The 15073-nt window shown below is 68.0% G+C and carries 26 protein-coding genes and 1 pseudogene; 2 read left to right on the top strand and 25 right to left on the bottom strand.

Going from position 1 to position 15073, the window contains the following annotated elements:
* Nucleotides 1-136: 136 nt before the first annotated feature.
* Nucleotides 137-694: a hypothetical protein gene (locus BZB76_RS07145; RefSeq protein WP_121433544.1), complete on the top strand. Its 558-nt coding sequence runs from the start codon at nucleotides 137-139 to the stop codon at nucleotides 692-694.
* Nucleotides 695-851: 157 nt separating this feature from the next.
* Entirely contained in the window at nucleotides 852-1679 is an 828-nt protein-coding gene (locus BZB76_RS07140; protein ID WP_121433543.1) for a phosphodiesterase, read from the top strand.
* A 28-nt stretch (nucleotides 1680-1707) separates the two neighbouring features.
* On the opposite strand, the gene BZB76_RS07135 is transcribed toward BZB76_RS07140, so the two are convergent.
* From BZB76_RS07135 to rpsJ, 25 genes and pseudogenes are all read right to left on the bottom strand, one after another.
* Nucleotides 1708-2154, bottom strand: a complete 447-nt coding sequence (locus BZB76_RS07135) for a DUF1707 SHOCT-like domain-containing protein (RefSeq protein ID WP_121433542.1) — start codon at nucleotides 2152-2154, stop codon at nucleotides 1708-1710.
* 14 nt (nucleotides 2155-2168) lie between these two features.
* Entirely contained in the window at nucleotides 2169-3011 is an 843-nt protein-coding gene (gene map, locus BZB76_RS07130) for a type I methionyl aminopeptidase (RefSeq protein ID WP_121433541.1), read from the bottom strand.
* 69 nt (nucleotides 3012-3080) lie between these two features.
* Entirely contained in the window at nucleotides 3081-3731 is a 651-nt protein-coding gene (locus BZB76_RS07125) for an adenylate kinase (RefSeq protein ID WP_121433540.1), read from the bottom strand.
* The gene (gene secY / locus BZB76_RS07120) at nucleotides 3732-5030 is read right to left on the bottom strand and encodes a preprotein translocase subunit SecY (RefSeq protein WP_420534767.1); all 1299 of its coding nucleotides are present in this window, start codon (nucleotides 5028-5030) and stop codon (nucleotides 3732-3734) included.
* Nucleotides 5031-5314: 284 nt separating this feature from the next.
* Nucleotides 5315-5797 (bottom strand): 50S ribosomal protein L15, encoded by a 483-nt coding sequence (rplO, locus tag BZB76_RS07115; protein ID WP_121433539.1) that lies wholly within the window; start codon nucleotides 5795-5797, stop codon nucleotides 5315-5317.
* Between the two features lie 2 nt (nucleotides 5798-5799).
* Nucleotides 5800-5982 carry a 50S ribosomal protein L30 gene (gene rpmD, locus BZB76_RS07110; protein ID WP_121433538.1) on the bottom strand — a complete coding sequence of 61 codons (183 nt, stop codon included), beginning with the start codon at nucleotides 5980-5982 and terminating at the stop codon, nucleotides 5800-5802.
* Complete coding sequence (gene rpsE / locus BZB76_RS07105) at nucleotides 5979-6599, bottom strand: 30S ribosomal protein S5 (RefSeq protein WP_407921463.1); 621 nt, start codon at nucleotides 6597-6599, stop codon at nucleotides 5979-5981. Before rpsE ends, rpmD begins: the two co-directional genes overlap by 4 nt.
* 34 nt (nucleotides 6600-6633) lie before the next feature.
* The gene (rplR, locus tag BZB76_RS07100) at nucleotides 6634-7020 is read right to left on the bottom strand and encodes a 50S ribosomal protein L18 (protein WP_121433537.1); all 387 of its coding nucleotides are present in this window, start codon (nucleotides 7018-7020) and stop codon (nucleotides 6634-6636) included.
* Nucleotides 7021-7022: 2 nt separating this feature from the next.
* Entirely contained in the window at nucleotides 7023-7559 is a 537-nt protein-coding gene (rplF, locus tag BZB76_RS07095; protein ID WP_117398385.1) for a 50S ribosomal protein L6, read from the bottom strand.
* Between the two features lie 14 nt (nucleotides 7560-7573).
* On the bottom strand, nucleotides 7574-7972 hold the full coding sequence (gene rpsH, locus BZB76_RS07090; protein ID WP_117398383.1) for a 30S ribosomal protein S8: 399 nt from the start codon (nucleotides 7970-7972) through the stop codon (nucleotides 7574-7576).
* A 158-nt stretch (nucleotides 7973-8130) separates the two neighbouring features.
* Nucleotides 8131-8316: a type Z 30S ribosomal protein S14 gene (locus tag BZB76_RS07085; RefSeq protein ID WP_018657585.1), complete on the bottom strand. Its 186-nt coding sequence runs from the start codon at nucleotides 8314-8316 to the stop codon at nucleotides 8131-8133.
* Between the two features lie 6 nt (nucleotides 8317-8322).
* On the bottom strand, nucleotides 8323-8898 hold the full coding sequence (gene rplE / locus BZB76_RS07080) for a 50S ribosomal protein L5 (RefSeq protein ID WP_121433536.1): 576 nt from the start codon (nucleotides 8896-8898) through the stop codon (nucleotides 8323-8325).
* 139 nt (nucleotides 8899-9037) lie between these two features.
* A pseudogene (rplX, locus tag BZB76_RS07075) lies at nucleotides 9038-9325 on the bottom strand (50S ribosomal protein L24); the annotation flags it as partial.
* Nucleotides 9325-9693: a 50S ribosomal protein L14 gene (gene rplN, locus BZB76_RS07070; protein ID WP_067629407.1), complete on the bottom strand. Its 369-nt coding sequence runs from the start codon at nucleotides 9691-9693 to the stop codon at nucleotides 9325-9327. The pseudogene rplX and the gene rplN, both read right to left, overlap by 1 nt.
* 63 nt (nucleotides 9694-9756) lie before the next feature.
* Nucleotides 9757-10029 (bottom strand): 30S ribosomal protein S17, encoded by a 273-nt coding sequence (gene rpsQ / locus BZB76_RS07065; RefSeq protein ID WP_121433534.1) that lies wholly within the window; start codon nucleotides 10027-10029, stop codon nucleotides 9757-9759.
* Nucleotides 10026-10265 (bottom strand): 50S ribosomal protein L29, encoded by a 240-nt coding sequence (gene rpmC / locus BZB76_RS07060; RefSeq protein ID WP_117398376.1) that lies wholly within the window; start codon nucleotides 10263-10265, stop codon nucleotides 10026-10028. Before rpmC ends, rpsQ begins: the two co-directional genes overlap by 4 nt.
* Nucleotides 10265-10684, bottom strand: a complete 420-nt coding sequence (gene rplP / locus BZB76_RS07055; RefSeq protein WP_121433533.1) for a 50S ribosomal protein L16 — start codon at nucleotides 10682-10684, stop codon at nucleotides 10265-10267. The genes rpmC and rplP overlap by 1 nt, the downstream gene beginning before the upstream one ends.
* A gap of 6 nt (nucleotides 10685-10690) precedes the next feature.
* Nucleotides 10691-11530: a 30S ribosomal protein S3 gene (rpsC, locus tag BZB76_RS07050; RefSeq protein WP_117398372.1), complete on the bottom strand. Its 840-nt coding sequence runs from the start codon at nucleotides 11528-11530 to the stop codon at nucleotides 10691-10693.
* Nucleotides 11530-11910 (bottom strand): 50S ribosomal protein L22, encoded by a 381-nt coding sequence (gene rplV, locus BZB76_RS07045; protein ID WP_117398370.1) that lies wholly within the window; start codon nucleotides 11908-11910, stop codon nucleotides 11530-11532. The genes rpsC and rplV overlap by 1 nt, the downstream gene beginning before the upstream one ends.
* Nucleotides 11911-11944: 34 nt before the next feature.
* Entirely contained in the window at nucleotides 11945-12226 is a 282-nt protein-coding gene (rpsS, locus tag BZB76_RS07040; protein ID WP_021597487.1) for a 30S ribosomal protein S19, read from the bottom strand.
* 12 nt (nucleotides 12227-12238) lie between these two features.
* Nucleotides 12239-13072 (bottom strand): 50S ribosomal protein L2, encoded by an 834-nt coding sequence (gene rplB / locus BZB76_RS07035; RefSeq protein WP_121433532.1) that lies wholly within the window; start codon nucleotides 13070-13072, stop codon nucleotides 12239-12241.
* Nucleotides 13073-13117: 45 nt separating this feature from the next.
* Complete coding sequence (rplW, locus tag BZB76_RS07030; RefSeq protein ID WP_117398367.1) at nucleotides 13118-13417, bottom strand: 50S ribosomal protein L23; 300 nt, start codon at nucleotides 13415-13417, stop codon at nucleotides 13118-13120.
* 12 nt (nucleotides 13418-13429) lie between these two features.
* Complete coding sequence (gene rplD / locus BZB76_RS07025; RefSeq protein ID WP_121433531.1) at nucleotides 13430-14032, bottom strand: 50S ribosomal protein L4; 603 nt, start codon at nucleotides 14030-14032, stop codon at nucleotides 13430-13432.
* Complete coding sequence (rplC, locus tag BZB76_RS07020; RefSeq protein WP_117398365.1) at nucleotides 14029-14679, bottom strand: 50S ribosomal protein L3; 651 nt, start codon at nucleotides 14677-14679, stop codon at nucleotides 14029-14031. The genes rplD and rplC overlap by 4 nt, the downstream gene beginning before the upstream one ends.
* 13 nt (nucleotides 14680-14692) lie before the next feature.
* Complete coding sequence (gene rpsJ, locus BZB76_RS07015) at nucleotides 14693-15001, bottom strand: 30S ribosomal protein S10 (RefSeq protein ID WP_018657599.1); 309 nt, start codon at nucleotides 14999-15001, stop codon at nucleotides 14693-14695.
* Nucleotides 15002-15073: the final 72 nt, after the last annotated feature.

The raw sequence follows: 15073 nt of genomic DNA, 5'->3' as shown, positions 1-15073 counted from the left end.
AAAGGAGTCTACGTCAACCGGCCGTGCAATGCGAAATCAACGCATGATACGGGCGCGGAGACTGCTCCCGCCTCAAGCATACATCCCGCACGCGTTGGTACCTTTCCCAGGAGAGATACGTTCGAGGAGGATCGGCATGCCGAGCTATGACTTCGCGCTGATCCTCAGCCGCCCTCTCTACGAGGACGAGCTGGACCCGCTGTTCGACCGCACCCACGGCGCCGTCACCGTCTCGGTCGTCCAAGACCCCCAACACGCGAACCGGACGGGAAGCGCCTCCTGCTCGTGGGAGAGCACCACCCTGGCCGCGGCGATCATGGAGGTGGTGGAGCATGTCGAGGCCAGCGCGTCCGGCGTCAACGTGCTCCAGGTCGAGGCCGATCCGCTGCTGACCATCCGCGACATCGCCGAACGGGTCGGACGGTCCCTCGACTCCGTCCGGCACGCGATCACCGGGGCCCGCGGCGCCGCCGGCTTCCCCTCGTCGGAGATGTCGTCGGCGGGCCACCGGCTGTGGCGCTGGTCCAAGGTGGCCGCCTGGTACGGGCTGGACGACCCGCAGCTCGTGGAGGCGAAACCGACCGTCCAGGCGATCAACGGCTGGCTCGCCCTCCGCGAGGTCGTCCCGGACGTCGCGCCGCCCGCCGAGGACGTCACCTCCGCCCTCTCCCTGGTGATCTCGCACGTCGCCTGAACCCCGCGCGCGTGTCCGTGCGTGACGGCGCCGGAACCGTACGGGACGGCGGCCGCGCCGAAGTCGACAGTGCGGCCCGGCGGGCGCGAAGATCGTCATCGTGCCGTCCCGGGAACGTCCCCGGGATCGTTGGTGCTCGGGCAAGGAGAGAGGATCGATGGCGATCATCGCGCAGCTGAGCGACATCCACCTGGCGGCCGGACGGGACGGCGAGGTGGACGACGGCTCGGGCCCGGTCCGCGCGCTCCGGGCCGCCGTGTCGAGCCTGCTGTCGCTGCCCGCGCGACCGGACGCCGTCGTCATCACCGGCGACCTCGCCGAGCGCGGCACGGCCGCCGAGTACACCCGGCTGCACGCGCTGCTGTCGCCGCTGCCGATGGCGGTGTACCCGATGTGCGGCAACCACGACGACCGTGACGAGCTACGGAAGGCGTTCACCGAGCATTCGGCGGTGACCGACACGGGGCTCTACCCGCAGGCGCCCCTCCAGTACGCCGTCGACGTGGCGGGCGTACGGCTCGTCTGCTGCGACACCACCGTCGACGGTCACTCCCACGGGCACATGAACGAGGAACGGCTCGGGTGGCTCGACCGGACACTCGCAGCCGCCCCTGACACCCCGACGGTCATCGCGACGCACCACCCGCCCTTCCCTGTCGGAATGCGGTTCATCGACGACCTGCGGTTCGTCGACCCGGCCGGGTTCGCGTCGGTGCTCTCCCGCCACCCGCAGGTCGTGCGGGTGATCTCCGGGCACGTCCACCGAGCCTCGGTCGGCTCGCTGGCCGGAACAGTGAGCACGACGTGCCCGAGCACGTACCGGCAGCTCTACCTTGACCTCACGGCACAGGGCCGCGCGGCCTTCACCGGGGAGCCCGCCGGGTTCGCCGTCCACCTCGTCGGCGACGACGGCACGGCCACGACCCATTTCGCGCCGACCGGGAACTACCGCCCGCTGATGGACGTGGATCGAGCCACGGAGTGAACCGTCGGACGGGCCGTGGGGTGAGCGGTCAGCCGCGCCGATCGCCGAAGATCGTGCGCAGGAGCAGCAGCGCGCCCCACGGACCCGCCACCCAGATCCACCACGGGTAGACGGTCCCGGACCCCTGCACCATCAGGACCGACCAGACGGCGAAGTTGATCACGTTGACGAGGGCCCAGAAGCCCCACATCGTTCGGATCCGCTGGGACTCGACGTCGCCGGACGAGGACCTCCGGACGGCCGGCTCGGTGCTCTTGGCCTGCGACGCCGGGACCGGGAGCTGGTACAGATCCTTCTCCGGAAGGTCGAAGGTGACGTCCTGCAACTCCCCGAGGGTCTTCGCCGCGTACACCGCCTCCAACCGCTCCTGCAGTTCGTCCACGGTGATCCGGCCTTCGCCGCAGTGGTCCCGCAGGCTCTCCGCCACCCGGTCGCGATCGGCGTCCGAGGCCCGGATCTCAGGGTTCGGCGCCATGGCTCCTCCGCTCGTCAGGACGAGGTCTCAGTTCCATTCTGGACGACGCCGAGCCGAGTGAACCATGCCTCGCCCTCGTCCAGGGCGGTGAGGACGCGGGGGCCGTCCGGCGTGACCGCGAACGTGTGCTCGAAATGCGCCGAGGCCCGCCCGTCGAGGGTGACGACCGTCCACCCGTCGTCGAGTTCCACCGTCTCCTTCGCCCCGAGGTTCACCATCGGCTCGACCGCGAAGCACATGCCCGGCTTCAGGACGGGCCCGTGCCCGGCCTCGCCGTGGTTCGGGATGAGGGGGTCCATGTGCATCTCGGTCCCGATGCCATGCCCCCCATATCCCTCGACGATGCCGTAGGAGCCCTCAGAGCGGATGTAAGCCTCGATCGCATGCGACATGTCGGTGAGCCTGGCCCCGACCCTGCCGGCCGCCAGACCGCGCCACAGGGCCCCCTCGGTCACCTCGAGAAGCCGCCGCCGTTCCTCGGTGATCTCGCCCACCGGAACGGTGATCGCCGCGTCGCCGTGCCAGCCGTCCACGATCGCCCCGCAGTCGAGGGACAGCAGGTCACCGTCCCGCAGGACCTTCCCGGCCCGCGGGATGCCGTGCACGACCTCCTCGTTGACGGACGCGCAGATCGTCCCGGTGAACCCGTGGTAGCCCTTGAACGAGGGCACACCGCCGTTGTCGCGGATGTGCTGCTCGGCCAGCGCGTCCAGGTCCAGGGTGGTGATCCCGGGCCGGACGGCGTCGCGCATCAGCTCCAACGTCCGCCCGACCAGCAACCCGGCCGCGCGCATCGACTCGACCTGCTCGGCCGTCTTGATCTGGATGACCGGCTTCTGTCTGAGGCCTCTGAACATCTCTCTCGCGCCTCCTCACGCTCACGGTCGCCGCGTCCGGGAGCCCTTCACCCCACCAAGGAGCGCCCTTCACTTCTCCAACGGGCGGAGCGCGGTCAGGGCGCGCTTGGTGACCTCCTCGACCGGGCCGGTCGCGTCGATCCCGACGAGGATGTGCTCGTCGGCGTAGAACTGCACCAGCGGCGCCGTGTCGTGCTTATACACCTCCAGGCGATGCATGACGACCTCTTTCTTGTCGTCGTCACGCTGGAAGAGGTGACCGCCGCAGTCGTCGCAGATGTCGTCCTGCTTGTCGTCGAAGTCGACATGCCAGATCCGCCCGCACCGGTCGCACGTCCGGCGGCCCGAAAGCCGCCGGACGACCTCGTCCTCGTCGACCACCAGCTCCAACACGATGTCGAGCCGAGTGTCCCACTCGGCGAGGATCTTCTTCAGCGTCTCGGCCTGCGGGACGTTGCGCGGGAACCCGTCCAGCAGGAACCCGTCGCGAGCGTCGTCCTGCCCGAGCCGGTCACGCACCATCGCGATCGTGACCTCGTCGGGCACCAGATCACCACGGTCCATGTACTGCTTGGCCTGCCGGCCCAGCTCGGTACCGCCGCTGACGTTGGCGCGGAAGATGTCACCTGTCGAAATCTTCGGGATGGACAGATGCGATGCGATGTACTGGGCCTGAGTCCCCTTGCCCGCACCAGGGGGGCCCACCAGGACGATACGCATCTATCGAAGGAAGCCCTCGTAGTTGCGCTGCTGGAGCTGACTTTCGATCTGCTTCACGGTATCCAGTCCGACGCCGACGATGATGAGGATGCTCGCACCGCCGAAGGGGAACTCCTGTGTCGCGTTCAGGAGTGCGAACGCGACCATGGGGATCAGCGACACGAGCCCCAGGTACAGGGCACCGGGTGTGGTGATCCTGGTCAGCACGAAGTCGAGGTACTCGGCGGTCGGCCGACCAGGACGGATACCTGGGATGAAACCACCATACTTCTTCATGTTGTCGGCCACTTCAGTGGGGTTGAAGGTGATCGCCACGTAGAAGTAGGTGAAGAAGATGATGAAGACGAAGAAGACCGCCATGTGCCAGGGGTTGTCCTGCTGCAGGTACGGCTGGACCTTCTGGAGCCACTTGGTGTTGGGCCACAGCTGGGTCGCCAGCACCGGCAGGTACAGCAGGGACGACGCGAAGATGATCGGGATGATGCCGGCCTGGTTCACCTTCAGCGGGATGTAGGTCGACGTTCCGCCGTACATGCGGCGGCCGACCATGCGCTTGGCGTACTGGACGGGGATGCGCCGCTGCGCCTGTTCGACGAACACGACTCCGGCCATGATCGCGAGGCCGACGAGGAGCACCACCGCGAAGACGAAGCCGTTCTTGGCCTTGTAGATGCTCCAGAACTGGGCGGGGAACACCGCGACCACCTGGGTGAAGATCAGCAACGACATACCGTTGCCGACGCCACGGTCGGTGATCAGCTCACCCAGCCACATGATCACGGACGTGCCCGCGACCATGCAGATGACCATTGTGATGATCGGGAAGACGCCCTTGTCGTACAGGATGTCGCCGCTACCGGAGATGCCCTGGAACAACTGTCCGGTGCTCGCCATCGCCACGATGCCGGTGGCCTGCAGGATCGCCAGCCCCACCGTCAGGTAGCGGGTGTACTGGGTGATCTTCGTGGTACCGGACTGGCCCTCCTTCTTCAGGGCCTCCAACCGGGGAATCACCACCGTGAGCAGCTGAAGGATGATGCTCGCCGTGATGTACGGCATGATCCCCAGCGCGAAGATCGAGAGCTTCAGCAGCGCACCACCGCTGAACAGGTCGACAAGGCCGTAAAGGTTGTTGGCCTCCTTGGCGTCATCCGCGGTCTTCTTCAGGACCTCAACGTTGACGTTCGGCGTCGGGATGATCGACCCCAGCCGGAACACCAAGATGATGAACAACGTGAACAGCAACTTCTTACGCAGGTCAGGCGTACGAAAAGCCCGAGCGAAAGCGGTCAGCACCATTCCTCCTGCGTGACTGGCGGGGTCATGGCCACCGAGGGGCCGGTTACAGGTCCATGATTTCGGGCGGAGGATACCGTGTGAGACGCGGGAGTGTGCAATCTCACCCCGATCACCTTCGCCGGTGTGACTCTAACAGCAGATGCGCCGACTGCCGACGCGCCGAGCGCCGACGTGCTAGACGCCGACGTCCGAACCCCCGACATGCCGAGGGCCGCCCCGCACGTCCCGGCGGCCGTACGGCCCCGGGCGCTGAGCGAGAGCGGCCCCCACATGAAGATTGCTACTTACAGTTCGTCGGCGGTACCGCCGGCGGCGGCGATCTTCTCCTTGGCGGAACCGGAGAAGGCGTGCACCTTCACCTGGACCGCGACGGAGATGTCGCCGGTGCCGAGGACCTTGACCGGACGGCCGCGGCGCACCGCGCCCCGCGCCGCCAGATCGTCCGCCGTGACCTCGCCGCCCTCCGGGTAGAGCGCGGCGAGCTTGTCCAGGTTCACCACCTGGTACTCGACCCGGTTCGGGTTCTTGAAGCCCTTCAGCTTCGGCACCCGGCGGATCAGCGGCATCTGACCGCCCTCGAACCCGACGGGAACCGTGCTACGGGCCTTCGTGCCCTTGGTGCCGCGGCCCGCGGTCTTGCCCTTGGACGCCTCACCGCGACCCTTACGGACCTTGCGGCGGTTCGCGCCCGGGGCGGGACGCAGGTCGTGCACCTTCAGCGGAGTGCCCGCGGCCTCGGGAGCGTCCTGCTTGGACAGATCGGCCATGGTCAGTCGACCTCCTCGACGGTGACCAGGTGCGCCACCGTCCGGATCATGCCGAGCACCTCGGGACGGTCCTCACGGACCACGCTCTGCCCGATCTTCCGCAGCCCGAGGGTGCGCAGCGTGTCACGCTGGTTCTGCTTCTCGCTGATCACCGACTTGGTCTGCGTGATCTTCAGCTGGCTCATGAGGTGGCCGCCTCCGCCCTGGGCTCACTGCCCGCGGCACGGGCCCGCAGCATCGCCGCCGGCGCCACGTCCTCGATCGGCAGGCCACGCTTGGCCGCGATCTCCTCCGGACGCTTGAGCGCCTTCAGACCCGCGATCGTCGCGTGCACGATGTTGATCGCGTTGTCGCTGCCCAGCGACTTGCTCAGCACGTCGTGGATGCCCGCGCACTCCAGCACCGCGCGCACCGGACCACCCGCGATGACACCGGTACCGGGGCTCGCCGGACGCAGCAGGACCTCGCCCGCCGCGTCCCGCGCCTGCACCAGGTGCGGGATGGTGCCCTGGATCCGCGGCACCTTGAAGAAGTGCTTCTTGGCCTCCTCGACGCCCTTGGCGATCGCCGCGGGCACCTCCTTGGCCTTGCCGTAGCCGACACCGACCGTGCCGTTGCCGTCGCCGACGATCACCAGGGCGGTGAAGCTGAACCGCCGTCCGCCCTTGACGACCTTGGCGACACGGTTGATCGCCACGACCTTCTCGATGTACGACTGGCCCTTGTCGGCGCCACCGCGGCGGTCGTCGCGGCGATCGCGACGGTCGCCACCCTGACCGCCACCACGCCTCTGCGCTGCCATCAGTGGTTCCTCTCGTTGACCTTGTTCGGGGCCCTCACAGCTCCAGGCCCCCTTCGCGCGCACCGTCCGCGACAGCGGCGATGCGGCCGTGGTACTTGTTGCCGCCACGGTCGAACACGACCGCGGAGACACCGGCCTCCCGCGCCCGCCGGGCGACGAGCTCGCCGACCTTGCGGGACTTGGCCGTCTTGTCGCCGGAGTCGGCGCGCAGGTCCGCCTCCATCGTGGACGCACTGGCCAGCGTGTGGCCCTTGTCGTCGTCGATGACCTGGACGAACACGTGCCGGGTGGAGCGGGTCACGACCAGGCGGGGCCGCTCGGCGCTGCCGACGACCTTCTTGCGGACCCGGATGTGCCGGCGCCTGCGGGCCTTGGTCCGCGCCGACGTGCCGCGGCGGGCCAGGGTCTTCGTGCCTGCCATGACTACTTACCAGCCTTTCCGACCTTGCGGCGGATCTGCTCGCCTTCGTACCGCACGCCCTTGCCCTTGTACGGGTCGGGCTTGCGCAGCTTACGAATGTTGGCGGCGACCTCGCCGACCTTCTGCTTGTCGATTCCCTCGACGACCAGCTGGGTCGGACGCTCCACCGTGAACGAGATGCCCTCCGGGGGCTCCACGGTGATCGGGTGGCTGTACCCGAGCGAGAACTCCAGGTTCTTGCCCTTGGCCACCACACGGTAACCGACACCCTGGATGACCAGGGTCTTCTTGTAGCCGTCGGTGACCCCGACGACCATGTTGTTGATCAGCGTCCGGGTGAGCCCGTGCAGGCCGCGCACCTTGTTGACATCGTTCGGCCGGGAGACGACGATCTTGCCGTCCTCCTGCTTGACCTCGATGGGCTCGGCGACGGTGTGCGACAGCGTGCCCTTCGGCCCCTTGACGGTGACCTGACGCCCGTCGAGCGTGACCTCGACGTTGGCGGGCACGGTGATGGGGCTACGTCCGATTCGAGACATTGGTCAGTACCCCCTCACCACACGTAGGCGAGGACTTCGCCGCCCACGCCGCGCTTGCCCGCCTGCCGGTCGGTCATCAGGCCGGAGGACGTCGAGATGATCGCGACGCCCAGTCCGCCGAGGACCTTCGGCAGGTTGTCCTTCTTCGCGTACACGCGCAGACCCGGCTTCGAGACGCGCTTGATACCGGCGATCGAACGCTCCCGGGTCGGCCCGAACTTCAGCTCGATCAGAAGTTCCTTGCCGACCTTGGCGTCCTGCACGCTCCAGCCCGAGATGTAGCCCTCCTGCTGGAGGATCTCGGCGATGTGCGCCTTGATCTTCGAGTACGGCATCGCCACCTGGTCGTGGTACGCCGAATTCGCGTTCCGCAGACGCGTCAGCATGTCTGCGATCGGGTCGGTCATCGTCATGGCCTACTGGCCCTCCCTCGCCACGGTTTCCTCGGGCTCCTCTGGTCGTTCGGGTGTGAGGTCCGTGGACCTTTGGCGCGGTCGTGGGCGTCCACACGGACGCCCGGTCGGTCATTACAGGCCGGTTCCCGTCCCGGGGTCCCGCCCCGGGAACACGGTCACCAGCTGGACTTGGTGATGCCGGGCAGCTCGCCGCGGTGGGCCATCTCCCGGAAGCACACGCGGCACAGGCCGAACTTCCGGTAGACGGAGCGCGGACGCCCGCAGCGCGAGCATCGAGTGTACGCGCGGACACCGAACTTCGGCTTCCGCGCCGCCTTGGCGATCAGCGACTTCTTCGCCATGCTCGGTCAGCTCTCCTTGAAGGGGAAGCCCAGGTGCCTCAGCAGCGCCCGGCCCTCGTCGTCGGTCTTCGCGGTCGTGACGACCGTGATGTCCATGCCCCGCTGCCGGTCGACCTTGTCGGGGTCGACCTCGTGGAACATGACCTGCTCGGTCAGCCCGAACGTGTAGTTCCCGTTGCCGTCGAACTGCTTCGGCGACAGGCCGCGGAAGTCACGGATGCGGGGCAGGGCCGTGGCCAGCAGCCGGTCCAGGAACTCCCACATGCGGTCGCCGCGCAGCGTGGCGTGCGCGCCGATCGGCATGCCCTCGCGCAGCTTGAACTGCGCGATGGACTTGCGGGCCCGGTTCAGGGACGGCTTCTGCCCGGTGATCAGCGTCAGGTCGCGGATCGCGCCCTCGATCACCTTGGCGTCGCGGGCCGCCTCGCCGACCCCCATGTTCACCACGATCTTGGTGAGGGTGGGGATCTGCATGACGTTGGCGTAGCCGAACTCCTCGCGCATCCGTCCCGCGATCTCCTCGCGGTAGCGGAGCTTGAGCCTCGGCTGCGGAACGGGACGCTCGGTCGCGGTCTCAGTCATCGGAAGCAGGCTCCTTCTCGGCCTGGTCGGACGCCTCGGCCTTGGCGGACGTCTCAGCCTTGTCGGACGCCTTCTCGGACGCCTTCGCCTTGCCGGACGCCTTGGCCTTACCGGACGACTTGGCCCGGTTCTTGTACGGACGCGTGACCCGGACCTTGTTGCCGTCCTCGTCGAACTCGTAGCCGATGCGGACGGGCTCGCCGTTCTCGGCCAACGCGACGTTGCTGACGTGCAGCGGCGCCTCGACGGTGACTCGACCGCTCTCCTTGCCGGCGCGCTGCTGGTCGGCCTTGATGTTCTTGGTGATGAGGTTGACGCCCTCGACGACCACCCGCTCCTCGCGGGGCAGAACGCGCAGGACCTTGCCGGTCGCGCCCCTGTCCTTGCCGGCGAGGACGATCACTTCATCGCCCTTGCGGATCTTCATCAGAGCACCTCCGGCGCGAGCGAGATGATGCGCATGAACTTCTTCTCGCGCAGTTCGCGGCCCACCGGGCCGAAGATACGGGTGCCGCGGGGGTCGCCGCCGTCCCTGATGAGGACGGCCGCGTTCTCGTCGAAGCGGATGTAGGAGCCGTCCGGGCGCCGGCGCTCCTTGCGGGTGCGCACGACGACCGCCTTGACGACGTCACCCTTCTTCACGCCCGCGCCGGGAAGGGCGTCCTTCACCGTCGCGACGATGATGTCGCCGACTCCCGCGTAGCGCCGACCCGAGCCGCCGAGAACCCGGATGCAAAGGATCTCCTTCGCACCCGTGTTGTCGGCGACCTTGAGTCGCGACTCCTGCTGGATCACGTCAACTCCTGTTCGTCACACCGGTTCTGCCGCGCTCTCGCGGCAGCCTGGTGGAACCGGCAATTACTTGGCCTTCTCGAGGATCTCCACCACGCGCCACCGCTTGGTGGCCGACAGCGGGCGGGTCTCCATGAGACGGACGCGGTCGCCGACGCCACACTCGTTGGCCTCGTCGTGCGCCTTGTAGTTCTTCGTGCGGCGGATCACCTTGTGGTACTTGGCGTGCTTCACGCGGTCCTCGACGGACACGACCACGGTCTTGTCCATCTTGTCGCTGACCACGAGGCCCTCAAGGACCTTACGGCTGTTCCGCTGCTCGGTCTGCTGCTCGGTCATTCGCCTTCCTCCGCGGCTTCCTCGACCGTGACGATGCCGAGCTCGCGCTCCCGCATCACGGTGTAGATGCGGGCGATCTCGCGCTTGACCTCACGCAGCCGCCCGTGGCTCTCCAGCTGGCCGGTCGCGGCCTGGAAGCGGAGGTTGAACAGCTCCTCCTTGGCTTCCTTCAGCTTGGTGACCAGGACGTCCTCGGGCTCGGTCCGCAGGTCCTCGGCGGTAAGACCCTTGGCCATCAGGACTCACCCACTTCCCGCTTGACGATCTTGCACTTCATCGGAAGCTTGTGGATCGCGCGCGTGAGGGCCTCCCGAGCGATCTGCTCGTTCGGGTAGGAGATCTCGAACAGCACACGGCCCGGCTTCACGTTGGCGACCCACCACTCGACCGAGCCCTTACCGGAGCCCATACGGGTCTCGGCGGGCTTCTTGGTCAGCGGACGGTCCGGGAAGATGTTGATCCAGACCTTGCCGCCACGCTTGATGTGGCGGGTCATCGCGATACGCGCCGCCTCGATCTGGCGGTTGGTCACGTACGCGGGCTCGACGGCCTGGATGCCGTACTCGCCGAACGCCACCCTCGTGCCGCCCTTGGCCATGCCGCGGCGCTTCGGGTGGTGCTGCTTGCGGTGCTTGACCTTGCGAGGGATCAGCATCGGTTGTCAGCTCCCCTCACCCTGCGGAGCAGCCTCGGCCGCCGGGGCCGGCTGCTCGGAACCCTGCTGCTGCTTCTGCGCGCCACCGCGGTCACCACGGTCGCCGCCGCGGCCGCCACGGCCCCCGCGGCCACCGCCACGACGGTCACCGCGACGCTCCCGGCCGCCGCCACCGCCCGCGGCGCGCTGCTGCGCGGCCTGCTGCTCCCGCTCGGCGCGGGTCTGCGCGGCCTCGCCCTTGTAGATCCACACCTTGACGCCGATGCGGCCGAACGTCGTACGGGCCTCGTAGAAGCCGTAGTCGATGTCGGCGCGCAGCGTGTGCAGCGGGACCTGGCCCTCGCGGTAGAACTCCGACCGCGACATCTCGGCGCCGCCGAGACGGCCGCCGCACTGCACCTTGATGCCCTTGGCGCCCGACTTCATCGCCGACTGGATCGCCTTGCGCATGGCGCGCCGGAACGCGACACGGCTGGACAGCTGCTCGGCGACGCCCTGCGCGACGAGCTGCGCGTCGATCTCGGGGTTCTTCACCTCGAGGATGTTCAGCCGCACCTGCTTGCCGGTCAGCTTCTCCAGGTCGCCGCGCAGGCGCTCGGCCTCCGCGCCACGGCGGCCGATGACGATGCCCGGCCGGGCCGTGTGGATGTTGACCTCGACACGGTCACGGGTCCGCTCGATCTCCACCTTGGAGATGCCCGCCCGGTCCATGCCCTTCTGGAGCATGCGCCGGATCTGGACGTCTTCCTTGACGTAGTCCTTGTAGAGCTTGTCGGCGAACCACACGCTCTTGTGGTCGGTGGTGATGCCGAGCCGGAACCCGTGCGGGTTGATCTTCTGACCCACTACCGGGCCCTCCTCGTCTTCCTGCCGCCGCCGGACGCGGCCGCCTCGTCGCGCGACTCCACGACCACGGTGATGTGGCTCGTGCGCTTGTTGATGCGGTAAGCCCGGCCCTGGGCGCGGGGACGGAAACGCTTCAGCGTCGGTCCCTCGTCCACCCACGCACGGCTCACGACGAGCGTGTCCGAGTCGAGCTTGAAGTTGTGCTCGGCGTTGGCGATGGCGCTCGCCAGCACCTTGCCCACCGGCTCACTCGCAGCCTGGGGGGCGAACCGCAGCACCGCCTGAGCCTCCGCGGCGGGCAGGCCGCGGATGAGGTCCACCACGCGGCGGGCCTTCCTGGGCGTGACGCGGATGAACCGCGCCTGGGCCCTGGCTTCCATCGCTGATCCCTCTCTCCTACGATCCTGCGCCCGCTCAGCCGCGACGGCTGCGGCGGTCTTCCTTGACGTGACTGCGGAACGTGCGCGTCGGCGCGAACTCGCCGAGCTTGTGCCCCACCATGGAGTCGGTGATGAACACCGGGACGTGCTTGCGGCCGTCGTGCACGGCGATCGTGTGACCGATCATGTCCGGCACGATCATGGAGCGCCGCGACCACGTCTTGATGACGTTCTTGGTGCCCTTCTCATTCTGTGCGTCCACCTTCTTGATGAGGTGGTCGTCCACGAAGGGGCCCTTCTTCAGGCTACGTGGCATGACGAGCGACTCCTACCGCTTCTTCTTGCTGCGACGACGGACGATCAGCCGGTCGCTCGGCTTGTTCGCCTTGCGGGTGCGGCCTTCCTTCTTACCGGCGGGGTTCACCGGGTGGCGGCCACCGGACGTCTTGCCCTCACCACCACCGTGCGGGTGGTCGATCGGGTTCATGGCGACGCCGCGGACGGTCGGGCGCTTGCCCTTCCACCGCATCCGGCCGGCCTTGCCCCAGTTGATGTTCGACTGCTCGGCGTTGCCGACCTCGCCGACCGTCGCGCGGCACCGGACGTCCACCATCCGCATCTCGCCGGAGGGCATCCGCAGCGTGGCGTACTTGCCCTCCTTGGCCAGCAGCTGGACGCCCGCGCCCGCACTGCGGGCGATCTTGGCGCCGCCGCCGGGCCGCAGCTCGATGGCGTGCACGACGGTACCCGTCGGAATGTTGCGCAGCGGCAGGCAGTTGCCCGGCTTGATGTCGGCGCCCGGCCCGTTCTCCACCCGGTCGCCCTGCTTCAGCCCGCGCGGCGCGATGATGTAGCGCTTCTCGCCGTCGACGTAGTGCAGCAGCGCGATCCGCGCGGTGCGGTTCGGGTCGTACTCGATGTGCGCGACCTTCGCCGGGATGCCGTCCTTGTCGTGCCGACGGAAGTCGATCACGCGGTACGCGCGCTTGTGGCCGCCGCCCTGGTGCCGGGTGGTGATGCGGCCGTGGTTGTTACGGCCGCCCTTCTTCGGCAGCGGGCGCAGCAGCGACTTCTCGGGCTCGGTGCGCGTGATCTCGACGAAGTCGGCCACGCTGGAGCCGCGACGACCCGGAGTCGTCGGCTTGTAGTTACGGATGCCCATCTCGTTCGTTCATCCCTTGTCCGTCTTCGGGACGGCTCCGACGTGTTACGCCGGGCCGCCGAAGATGTCGATCCGGTCGCCCTCGGCGAGGCTCACGATGGCGCGCTTGGTGTCCTTGCGCTTGCCGTAGCCGAACCGGGTGCGCTTGCGCTTGCCCTGCCGGTTGAGCGTGTTCACGCTCGTCACCTTGACGTCGAACACCGCCTCGACCGCCTGCTTGATCTGGGTCTTGTTGGCGTCCGGGCGGACGATGAACGTGTACTTGTTCTCGTCCAGCAGCCCGTAGCTCTTCTCCGAGACGACCGGCGCGATGATGACGTCGCGGGGGTCGGCGATCTTGTTCATGTGCGACCCTCCTTACTTCTTCGCCGCACGCGAGATGAACTCGTCGTACGCCGTCTTCGTGAAGACGACGTCGTCGTTCACCAGCACGTCGTAGGTGTTGAGCTGGTCGGAGACGAGCACGTGCACGCTCGGCTCGTTGCGCAGGCTCTTCCAGGCGACCTCGTCCGCGCGGTCCAGGACCACGAGGACGCGCTTGGCGCCGGTCACCTCGCGCAGGGCCTTCAGCGCCGTCTTCGTCTTCGGGGTGTCGCCCTCGATGAGGTGGTCGACCACGTGGACCCGGCCGTACCGGGCGCGGTCGGACAGGGCGCCGCGCAGCGCCGCCGCCTTCATCTTCTTGGGCGTCCGCTGCGAGTAGTCACGCGGCTGGGGGCCGTGGACGGTGCCGCCGCCCGCGAACTGGGGCGCGCGGGTCGAGCCCTGGCGGGCCCGGCCGGTGCCCTTCTGCCGGTACGGCTTGCGACCGCCGCCGCGGACGTCGCCGCGCGTCTTCGTGGCGTGGGTGCCCTGCCGCGCCGCCGCCTCCTGCGCCACCACGACCTGGTGGATCAGGGGGATGTTGGTCTTGGCGTCGAAGACCTCGGCGGGCAGCTCGATGTCGAGTTTCGTCGTCACTTGCCCTGCCCCTTCACTGCGTCGCGGACCAGCACCACGCCGCCGTTGGGACCGGGAACCGCGCCCTTGATGAGCAGCAGGTTCTTCTCGGCGTCCACGGCGTGGACGGTCAGGTTCTGCACGGTGGTGCGGGCGTTGCCGTGCCGTCCCGCCATGCGGAGGCCCTTGAAGACGCGACCGGGGGTCGCGCAGCCGCCGATCGAACCCGGCGAGCGGTGCTTGCGCTGGGTGCCGTGCGAGGCGCCGAGGCCCTTGAAGCCGTGGCGCTTCATGACACCGGCGGTGCCCTTGCCCTTGCTCGTGCCGGTGACGTCGATCTTCTGGCCGGCCTCGAAGACGTCGGCGGTGATCTCCTGGCCGAGTTCGTACCCGGTGGTGTCGTCCGCCCGCAGTTCGACGAGGTAACGGCGCGGCGTGACGCCGGCCTTCTCGAAGTGACCCGTGCGCGGCTTGTTCACCTTGCGCGGGTCGATCTGCCCGTACCCGATCTGGACGGCGCTGTAGCCGTCCTTCTCCTGGGACTTGAGCTGGGTGACGACACACGGCCCGGCCTGGACGACGGTCACCGGGACGATCCGGCCCTCATCGTCGAAGACCTGGGTCATGCCGAGCTTCTCGCCCAGGACGCCCTTCCTCTGCGTACTCATGTCGGTGCGTCCCTCAGAGCTTGATCTCGATGTCAACGCCGGCCGGAAGGTCGAGTCGCATCAGCGAGTCGACCGTCTTGGGCGTCGGGTCGATGATGTCGATCAACCGCTTGTGCGTGCGCATCTCGAAGTGCTCGCGGCTGTCCTTGTACTTGTGCGGCGAACGGATGACGCAGTACACGTTCTTCTCGGTCGGCAGCGGCACCGGGCCCGCGACCTTGGCGCCCGTCCGCGTCACCGTCTCAACGATCTTCTTCGCGGAGGTGTCGATGACCTCGTGGTCGTAGGCCTTGAGCCGGATGCGGATCTTCTGTCCCGCCATGGTGGCCTCGGTGTCCTTTGCTGTAGTGCCGCTGGATGGTTCTTGCGATCCACGCCCGCCGGTGAAGGCGAG

Source organism: Actinomadura pelletieri DSM 43383 (assembly GCF_003634705.1).
Lineage (GTDB): Bacteria > Actinomycetota > Actinomycetes > Streptosporangiales > Streptosporangiaceae > Spirillospora > Spirillospora pelletieri.
Note: the sequence above shows the minus strand (reverse complement) of the source record. Positions and strands in the feature narration are given on the sequence as shown.